Here is a 1980-nt window from a genome sequence, read left to right as displayed (position 1 = left end):
CGCGACTCCGCGCCGAGCGAGCCGACCAGCCTGTCCAGCCCGGCGAGCACGGTGCCGGGGGCCGGGTCGGTCAGCGCCAGGGCCCGCAGCGCGGCCCGGACCTGGCCCATCACGGCGGCAGCCCGTACGTCGTGACCGGCCACGTCGCCCAGCACCATCGCCAGGCGGCCGTCGGACAGCTCGAACGCGTCGTAGAAGTCGCCGCCGGCCGCGTTGCCGTCCACGCCGACGTCGTAGCGCGCGGCGATGCGGAACCGGTCGAGCTCCGGCAGGTGCTCCGGGAGCATGCTGCGCTGCAGCAGCTGGGCGGTGCCGTGCTGGGCCTCGAAGCGGCGGGCCCGTTCGGCGGCCTGGGCCACCAGCTCGGCCGCCGCATAGAGCAGAGCGCGCTCGGCCGGGAGCCAGGTGTGCGCGGTGCGGTAGCCCATGGTCAGGGCGCCGCGCAGCAGGGGAGTGCGCAGCGGCATCGCGGCCAGCGCGCGGATCCGGCGTTCGTGCCGGTCCTGGGCGATCTTGGCCAGCGGGGCGCCGTCGGCCTGGAACGTGGGACGGCCGGTCTGCGCGGCGGTCACCATCGGCGAGTCGGGGTCGGGCGCGAACCTCTTCCACAGCGGGGGCAGGCGCTCGTCCGCCTCGTCCATCATCTCGCCGCGGATCCGCCGGACGTAGCGGAACTCCGCGCCGTCGTCGACGGCGAAGACGCAGTGGTCGACGTCGAAGGAGGTCATCGCGTACGCCAGGACGACCCGGGCGACGTCGTCGATGGTCAGCGCCGAGGCCAGCCGGGCGGTGAGGTCACCGAGGCTCTGCAGCCGGCGGGTCACCTGAGTGGTCTCGGCGGCCACGGTCAGCACGCCGGCGACAACGCCGTGCAGGTCGCGGATGACCGAATGGCCGCGGGTGAACGAGGCCTGCTCGACGTGCCCGGCGCCGCCCCGGGCCACCGCCACCTGGGTCTCGGCCTCCAGGAACGGCTGCCCGGTGCGGTAGACGTCGGCGATGACACCGCCGACGCCGGGGGTGTGCCACAGCTCGCCGAACACGTCGGCGGCCGGGCGGCCCAGCGCCGCCGGGTGCCGGGCCCCGAGGACTTCCGCGTACGCGTCGTTGTAGATCAGCACGTGGTCGTCGCCGTACGCGAGCACCATCGGCACCGGCGAGGCGAGCAACATGTCGACCGTCGCGCGCACCACCGGGTCCCACGCCTCGGCCGGGCCCAGCGAGGTCGCCGCCCACGGGTGCAGGCGGACGAGCTCGGCGCAGTCGATGGCGCGCTCCGGCGGTACGCCGGTCTGATCGGGCAGCGTGGTCATCGCGAGAGAGCTCCCCATGCCGACCATGAGATGAGCGTAGCCCGCCTCGGCCGTTCGGACGATGGGGGCACCATACGGACGTCCGATTATGCCCGGTACGCCTGGGTGAGGGGCATGTGCCGTCCGTGACCCGATCGAGCGTGATCTCACGGTGCGTAGTCCGGCCGTACGGAAATTGGCCTTGGCTCATCTGATCTTGACTCGCTTATAGTCCCGCGGTGAGCGAGAACCCGCGGCCCCGGCCCAGCCGCGGCGTCATGGGATACGTCGCTGAGCTGCAGCAATTCGATCCCGTGCCGCCGTACGTGTACGAGTTGCACCCGGCCGGGCCGGCTGCTTCCGTTCCGTCACCGCCCGCGGCCGCCCCGGCGCCGATCGTGTCGCACATTCGACACCAGCCGCGCCGCCGTTCTCAGACCGCGATCCTCGCCGCCGCGGCCGTCGCCATCCTGGCCGGCGCCGGTCTGGGCTATGCCGCACTCGGCGGCTCCGCGGACGCACCCCGCGCGCAGGCGCAGGGCACCGCGCCGTCCGGCGTGCCCACCGACGGGCTGCTGCCGCTCGACCCCGCGCTGCCCGGCTCCCGGCGCCCGTCCCGCTCCGTGCCCCAGTTCGTGGCTGGCCAGCGCCACCAGGTTGAGCAGCAGCAGGACGACCGCGCCGAGCA

The 1980-nt window shown here is 74.0% G+C and carries 1 protein-coding gene and 1 pseudogene; one reads left to right on the top strand and one right to left on the bottom strand.

Annotated features, from left to right (window positions below; translation table 11 throughout):
- Window positions 1–1340 (bottom strand): SpoIIE family protein phosphatase (locus tag AB0C29_RS45885; protein ID WP_360834310.1); only part of this gene is annotated, 1340 nt, incomplete at its 3' end.
- Between the two features lie 191 nt (window positions 1341–1531).
- Here AB0C29_RS45885 and AB0C29_RS45880 point away from each other — a divergent pair.
- Window positions 1532–1980 (top strand): annotated as a pseudogene (locus AB0C29_RS45880) (hypothetical protein); the annotation flags it as partial.

This window comes from Actinoplanes sp. NPDC048791, from assembly GCF_040650095.1.
Classification (GTDB): Bacteria; Actinomycetota; Actinomycetes; order Mycobacteriales; family Micromonosporaceae; genus Actinoplanes.
The sequence above is the reverse complement of the archived record's forward strand: the minus strand, read 5'-3'. Positions and strand labels throughout refer to the sequence as shown.